This window comes from Pseudomonas lini (genome assembly GCF_001042905.1).
Taxonomy (GTDB): Bacteria; Pseudomonadota; Gammaproteobacteria; order Pseudomonadales; family Pseudomonadaceae; genus Aquipseudomonas; species Aquipseudomonas lini.
Genome location: NZ_JYLB01000010.1, coordinates 238709 through 244708, shown reverse-complemented (window position 1 = coordinate 244708; position 6000 = coordinate 238709). Strand labels below are relative to the sequence as shown.

Below are 6000 nucleotides of genomic sequence, written 5' to 3'. Positions count from 1 at the left end.
ATTCATCTCGCATTACAACCATCGCCGTTGCCACTCCGCCTCGAACCACTTGCCGCCTGCGCTGTTCGAGCAACAGGCGGCTTAATACTCCTACGCGATGGTTTAAAAAAACTGAACCACTACACCGCAGGCTGCGATCTTTTGGTGGCACCCCGAGAATCGAAGGTTACAAATCCACCAAACGCTTCTGGAAAAAGAAGCGCTTGTGGCCCGGCGGGTAGTCGGCGATGTGCCCCAACTCGCTGTAGCCGTGTTTCTTGTAAAACTCCGGCGCCTGGAAGTCGAAGGTGTCCAGCCAGATCCCGATACACTCCTTTTCCCGCGCCAGGTCTTCGGCCATCTGCATCAGCTTCGAGCCCATCCCTTGTCCCCAGGCCTGCTCCGGCACCGACAACAACTCAATGAAAAACCACTGGTAAAACACTCGACCATAAAGCCCGCCGAGAATCTCGTCGCTGTCATTGCGTAGCAGCAAAGCAATCTGCTCCGACACCGTGGCCCCGGCCTTTGAGGCATTGTAGGCGCGCAGCGGTGTGAGGATCGCCTCGCGTTCTTCCTGGGTGGCATTTTTCGACAATTCGATTCGCAGGGTCATAAGCTACACATCCTTATGGCAGTGAACACGGAGCCTATCCCGGTTGCGGCGATTGTTCTATCCCCCGAAGCCCAAGGAACCCCCGGGGCCCCGGTAATGTCTAGCCTGAACAGCATCATTGCTGAACGCAGCCAATGAGGACAGCCCGTGAACATTTTTGAAGCCTTGCGCGAAAGCCACGACCGTCAGCGCCGCTATGCCGATGCACTGATTCAAACCAGTGGCGACACCCCGGAACGGGTCGAGGCTTACAAGCGACTCAAATCCGAGCTTCAGGCCCACGCAACTGCTGAAGAGCGCCATTTCTACATGCCGCTGATGGAGTTCGACAACGGCGTGGATCTTAGCCGCCACGCCATTTCCGAACACCACGAAATGGACGAGATGATGGAAGCGCTGGATGCGACCGAAATGTCCAGTCCATCCTGGTTGGCAACGGCGAAAAAGCTCTCGGAGAAGGTCCATCACCACCTCAAAGAGGAGGAGCAGAAGTTCTTTCAGATGGCCGGCAAGTTACTCGACGACCAACAGAAAGAAACCCTCGCCGGGCAGTATCAGAAAGAATACAAGGCGCAACTTTCCTAAGGATGAAAGCGCCGCAATGCGGTTCACTCAAGAGGGTCTGGAGTCAGTAAGAACTTGCGGCGAGGGAGCTTGCTCTTGCTCTTGCTCTTGCTCGCGCTTGAGTGCGTAGCGCTCACAAAATCGCAATGGTTGTCAGATTTTTGGGGCCGCTACGCAGCCCAGCGGGAGCAAGCTTCCTCGCCACAGGTTTCTCTGGCTCAAGATTCTCTTAATGAACAGCATTGCGGCAGTCGCAGGGCTTTTCTGTTTTCGCCTACCATGGACGCTTTCTGACGAACATAAGGATGGATTGTCATGCCGAACACCGCCGAGCGGGTCAACATCATCGAGTCCCGGGTGCTGTCACACGACTGGTATCTGCTGAAAAAAATCACTTTCGATTACTTGCGCAACAACGGCGACTGGCAGCGTCAGACGCGCGAGGTCTACGACCGGGGCAATGGCGCGGCGATTCTGCTGTTCAATCGCGAGAAGAAAACCGTCGTACTGACCCGCCAGTTCAGGCTGCCGGTGTTCGTCAACGGCCATGATGGTTTGCTGATTGAAGTGGCCGCCGGGCTGCTGGAAGGCGCTGCGCCTGAAGAACGTATTCGTGCTGAAGCCGAAGAAGAAACCGGCTATCGCGTCCACCATGTGCAGAAGGTTTTCGAGGCCTATATGAGCCCCGGTTCAGTGACTGAAAAGCTGCATTTCTTCATCGCCGAGTACGACGCCTCTTCGAAGGTCAGTGATGGCGGCGGGCTGGAGGAAGAAACCGAAGAACTGGAAGTGCTGGAGTGGAAGTTCGACGACGCGCTGGCGGCGTTTTATCGTGGGGAGATCTGCGATGCCAAGACCATCATGCTGCTGCAGTATGCGGCGATGAAGGATGTCTTCGGCGCGGTTTGATCCGGCTTGCGGCATAGCGGTATACAAGTCCGGCTCGTCTGATTCGAGAGAGCGTTCAGGCACAATGGTCGAGCATTTCGGCACAGTATTCAGCCTTCGTGCTCTCTAGACTCGTACCTCACGCCAACACTCAGATGAGGTCACGATGAACATCAGAATAATCCTATCCGCATTGTCCATGGGGGTCGTCCTCACGGGACACGCTGCCGACTTCTCGCTGACGAGCCAGGATATTGCTGAAAACCGGCCGCTGACCAGTCGCGAAGTTTTCCAGGGCTTCGGTTGCGAAGGGGGGAATACGTCTCCCGAACTTTCCTGGCGCAACGCCCCGGCGGGTACCAAAAGTTACGCGATCACGGTCTACGATCCTGATGCGCCGACCGGCAGCGGCTGGTGGCATTGGACGGTGGTCAACTTACCCGCTTCAACCAGCAGTTTGCCAAGAGGGGTCGGCTCGAACCTGCCTGCCGGTGCAGTACAAGGGCGAACCGATTATGGCCAACCGGGATTTGGCGGCGCTTGCCCTCCTGTAGGAGATAAGCCGCATCGCTATCAATTCACCGTATGGGCGTTGAAAGTCGATAAGCTGCCACTCGACAACCAGGCCAGCGGAGCCTTGGTGGGCTATATGCTCAATGCCAACGCCTTGGCCAGAGCGACCATTACTTCAACTTACGGACGTTAAGAACGATGCGCCCTTGTTTCGGCATACAGCACCGGGAAAATATTATCGATGCGTGTGTCATACGGGCGCGACAGCCCCATACATTGCAACGGGTGCCGATATTCGCTACCGCGTTGTGTCGAGTGCGGCAGGGGGAAAAACTGCTGCAATGGGATGACCGGCAGATGCGTGCAGGGCCGCAACATCTGATTCTGATGCCGGCCGGGCGCGAGCTGGGCATCTCAAATTTCCCCGGCCTTCACGGTCACTACATCGCCGATGTGGTGACCTTTCCCGGTTCGACACTGCGTAATTTCAGCAGCCGATATGGCCAGCAGATCATGAGCCATCGCCGTGCCCTGAAGACGGATCTATGTGTCCCTCTGGATCGGCATACAACACAGGCATGGGATCAGTTATTGGCCTCCATCAATGCGGATGCTCCGGATGCATTACGCACCCACTATGGGGAAGCGGTTCTTCTGAGCTTGTGCCTCGGCGGCCAGGCCGGGCCGCTGCTGATGGACCGCAACGATCCACTGTGCGAACGGGTGCAGCAGCTGGTAATGGGCAGCCCGGAGAGAGACTGGACTGTTGCGGACGTCGCACAACACTTGAACCTTGGTGAATCGACTTTGCGTCGCCAATTGGCCAATGAAGGGGACAGTTTCAGGAATATTCTGGAAAGTGTTCGACTGGCTACGGCGCTGCAATGGTTGCAAACCACTTCTCGCCCCATCGGTGAAATTGCCGGGGCCAGCGGTTACGCCTCGGCCTCACGTTTTGCAGTGCGCTTTCGCTCACACTATGGCCTGTCGCCACGGGAATTACGGGCGACGATTTAGGCAGTTTGTGTGAGTCCGTCAGATAAACAAATCATCCATCCTGCCAGCCCCGTGGCCCTCGTACCCTTCCAGTGTCAGTAGCCGTTCCTTAGCCTCAAGCCCACCGGCAAACCCCGTCAGTTTTCCCGACGCACCGATCACCCGATGACACGGCGCGACAATCGAAATCGGATTCTTGCCATTAGCCGCGCCCACCGCCCGAACCGCACTGGGATTGCCGATCTGCCGGGCAATCTCGCTGTAGCTGCGCGTTTCGCCAAACGGAATGGTCAGTAACGCCTGCCACACCTTTTGCTGAAATTCCGTCCCGGCAAAATCCAGTTCCAGCTCGAAACGGTTACGCGTGCCGGCGAAGTATTCCTGCAACTGCCGCGTGGTGTGCACCAGGATCGGGTTGTCCGCCGCTTCCGTCATCGGTCCCAGTTTTACCCGGCCAGGTTTGTCGTTTTCCCAGAGGATGGCCGCCAGTCGCGTGCCTTTCGCCACCAGTTTCAATTCGCCGACCGGAGACGCCAGGGTGGTGAAGGTGTAGGACATGCCGGCGGACTCCGTAAAAGTGCTGAACAGGGGCCCCAGCATACTGCCTCGTCGGGGAGGCGCAATACGCAATCCCAGCCATACTTGCCTACTGCTCTTGAAACGTTCCCTCTGTCTTTGAACAGAATCTAAAAACAAAAAGAGACCGACTCATGAAGTTCGAACCTTTTACCAAATCGCTCGTGGCAACCACATTGGCGCTGAGTTGCCTGACGGCCCACGCGGCCTCCGTCGCCCCGGTCGCAGCCGAAAACGGCATGGTTGTCACCGCCCAGCATCTGGCCAGCCACGTCGGCGTCGATGTGCTCAAGAATGGCGGCAACGCCGTCGATGCCGCCGTTGCGGTAGGTTATGCGCTGGCGGTGGTGTACCCCGCGGCGGGCAACCTGGGCGGCGGCGGTTTCATGACGATTCAATTGGCGGACGGGCGCAAGACCTTCCTCGACTTCCGTGAAAAAGCCCCGCTGGCCGCGACCCCCGACATGTACCTCGATAAAGCAGGCAACGTCGTCCCGGACCTGAGTACCCGCGGCCATCTTGCCGTTGGTGTGCCGGGCACCGTTTCGGGCATGGAACTGGCCCTGAAGAAATACGGTACCAAACCCCGCAAGGAAGTGATCGCCCCGGCGATCAAGCTTGCCGAAGACGGTTTTGTGCTGGAGCAGGGCGATGTCGACTTGCTGGAATACGCCACGGACGTCTTCAAGAAAGACATGCGCGACTCAGGCTCGATCTTCCTGAGCAATGGCGAGCCGATGCAGGTCGGCCAGAAACTCGTACAAAAAGACTTGAGCAAAACCCTGCGGGAAATTTCCGAAAAGGGCGCCGACGGTTTCTATAAAGGCTGGGTGGCCGACGCCATCGTCACCTCCAGTCAGGCCAACAAGGGCATCATCACCCAGGCCGACCTCGACAAATACCAGACCCGCGAACTGGCGCCGATCGAGTGCGATTACCGTGGCTATCACGTGGTCTCGGCGCCACCGCCAAGCTCCGGTGGCGTGGTGATCTGCGAGATCATGAACATCCTCGACGGCTACCCGATGAAAGAGCTGGGCTTCCGCTCGGCGCAGGCGATGCACTATCAGATCGAAGCGATGCGCCACGCGTATGTGGACCGCAACAGCTACCTCGGCGACCCGGACTTCGTGAAAAATCCGATCGCCCATTTGCTGGATAAAAACTACGCGACCAAAATCCGCGAAGTCATCGACCCGCAGAAGGCCGGCGTGTCCCGCGAGATCAAACCCGGCGTAGCGCCGCACGAAGGCAGCAATACCACCCATTACTCGATCGTCGACAAATGGGGCAACGCGGTGTCGGTGACCTACACCCTTAACGACTGGTTCGGTGCCGGCGTCATGGCGAGTAAAACCGGGGTCATCCTCAACGATGAAATGGACGACTTCACCTCGAAAATCGGCGTGCCGAACATGTACGGCCTGGTGCAGGGCGAAGCCAACGCCATCGCCCCCGGCAAGGCACCGCTGTCGTCCATGAGCCCGACCATCGTCACCAAGGACGGTAAAGTCGTCATGGTTGTCGGCACCCCCGGTGGCAGCCGCATCATCACCGCGACCCTGCTGACCATCCTCAACGTGATCGACTACGGCATGAACATCCAGGAAGCGGTGGATGCGCCGCGTTTCCACCAGCAATGGCTGCCGGAAGAAACCAACCTGGAGAACTTCGCCACCAGCCCGGACACCAAGAAGATGCTCGAAAGCTGGGGGCATAAATTTGCCGGGCCGCAGGACCCGAACCATATCGCAGCTATTCTGGTAGGTGCGCCTTCGCTGGAAGGCAAGCCAGTGGGCAAAAACCGCTTCTATGGAGCGAACGATCCACGGCGTAATACCGGGTTGTCACTCGGTTACTAAAACAGG

The 6000-nt window shown here is 57.8% G+C and carries 7 protein-coding genes; 5 read left to right on the top strand and 2 right to left on the bottom strand.

From position 1 onward, the window contains the following. Positions 1–166: 166 nt before the first annotated feature. Positions 167–595: a GNAT family N-acetyltransferase gene (locus TU81_RS25820; protein ID WP_038982577.1), complete on the bottom strand. Its 429-nt coding sequence runs from the start codon at positions 593–595 to the stop codon at positions 167–169. Positions 596–742: 147 nt separating this feature from the next. On the opposite strand from TU81_RS25820, the gene TU81_RS25815 reads away from it, so the two are divergent. From TU81_RS25815 to TU81_RS25800, 4 genes are all read left to right on the top strand, one after another. After that, positions 743–1180 carry a hemerythrin domain-containing protein gene (locus TU81_RS25815; RefSeq protein WP_048397272.1) on the top strand — a complete coding sequence of 146 codons (438 nt, stop codon included), beginning with the start codon at positions 743–745 and terminating at the stop codon, positions 1178–1180. 294 nt (positions 1181–1474) lie between these two features. Beyond that, on the top strand, positions 1475–2068 hold the full coding sequence (locus TU81_RS25810) for an NUDIX domain-containing protein (RefSeq protein ID WP_048397270.1): 594 nt from the start codon (positions 1475–1477) through the stop codon (positions 2066–2068). A 145-nt stretch (positions 2069–2213) separates the two neighbouring features. Further along, positions 2214–2753, top strand: coding sequence for a kinase inhibitor (locus TU81_RS25805; RefSeq protein WP_048397268.1), 540 nt, complete (start codon positions 2214–2216; stop codon positions 2751–2753). A 5-nt stretch (positions 2754–2758) separates the two neighbouring features. Then, the gene (locus TU81_RS25800; protein ID WP_048397266.1) at positions 2759–3577 is read left to right on the top strand and encodes a helix-turn-helix transcriptional regulator; all 819 of its coding nucleotides are present in this window, start codon (positions 2759–2761) and stop codon (positions 3575–3577) included. Positions 3578–3595: 18 nt separating this feature from the next. Here TU81_RS25800 and TU81_RS25795 read toward each other — a convergent pair whose 3' ends face one another. Continuing rightward, a complete protein-coding gene (locus TU81_RS25795) occupies positions 3596–4114 on the bottom strand; it encodes a methylated-DNA--[protein]-cysteine S-methyltransferase (RefSeq protein ID WP_048397298.1) in 519 nt (172 codons plus the stop codon). A 152-nt stretch (positions 4115–4266) separates the two neighbouring features. On the opposite strand from TU81_RS25795, the gene ggt reads away from it, so the two are divergent. Continuing rightward, a complete protein-coding gene (gene ggt / locus TU81_RS25790; protein ID WP_048397264.1) occupies positions 4267–5994 on the top strand; it encodes a gamma-glutamyltransferase in 1728 nt (575 codons plus the stop codon). Positions 5995–6000: the final 6 nt, after the last annotated feature.

Excerpts from the sequence above, each read along its gene's own strand:
- TU81_RS25810 (WP_048397270.1), top strand. The coding sequence starts at position 1,475 with ATGCCGAACACCGCCGAGCGGGTCAACATCATCGAGTCCCGGGTGCTG.
- TU81_RS25820 (WP_038982577.1), bottom strand. The coding sequence starts at position 595 with ATGACCCTGCGAATCGAATTGTCGAAAAATGCCACCCAGGAAGAACGC.
- TU81_RS25795 (WP_048397298.1), bottom strand. The coding sequence starts at position 4,114 with ATGTCCTACACCTTCACCACCCTGGCGTCTCCGGTCGGCGAATTGAAA.
- TU81_RS25800 (WP_048397266.1), top strand. The coding sequence starts at position 2,759 with ATGCGCCCTTGTTTCGGCATACAGCACCGGGAAAATATTATCGATGCG.
- ggt (WP_048397264.1), top strand. The coding sequence starts at position 4,267 with ATGAAGTTCGAACCTTTTACCAAATCGCTCGTGGCAACCACATTGGCG.
- TU81_RS25805 (WP_048397268.1), top strand. The coding sequence starts at position 2,214 with ATGAACATCAGAATAATCCTATCCGCATTGTCCATGGGGGTCGTCCTC.